Source organism: Streptomyces sp. BE20 (genome assembly GCF_036322525.1).
Lineage (GTDB): Bacteria > Actinomycetota > Actinomycetes > Streptomycetales > Streptomycetaceae > Kitasatospora.
In genome coordinates, this window is sequence record NZ_JAQYWW010000017.1 from 1 (window position 1) to 341 (window position 341).

A 341-nucleotide genomic window follows, 5' to 3' on the forward strand; every position below is an offset into this window, starting at 1 on the left:
GTGGGGGGGCGTTACCAAACAAAAAACAAAAAAAAAAAAAAAAAAAATACAAAAAAAAAAAAAAAAAAAAAAAAAAAAACAAAAACAAAAAACCCACAACCAAAACAAACACAACAAAAAAAAAAAACAACCACAAACACCCACAAAAAAAAAAAAAACCAAACAAAACACCCCCACACCCCCAACCACACACCCAAAAAACCACAAAAACACAAACCCCCACAACCCCCCCCACCACGCCCAACAACCCCACCAGAACCCACACCAACACACAAAAAAAAAACAGACAGAGAAGGGAAAAAAGTAAAAAAGAAAAAATAAAAAAATTATGACCCGAAAAA

General features: G+C 34.0%; 1 protein-coding gene. It reads right to left on the reverse strand.

The window, feature by feature from the left end; genetic code table 11:
• On the reverse strand, positions 1 to 238 hold a 238-nt coding region (locus PUR61_RS44960; RefSeq protein ID WP_329874311.1), incomplete at its 3' end, for a hypothetical protein.
• Positions 239 to 341 lie beyond the last annotated feature (103 nt).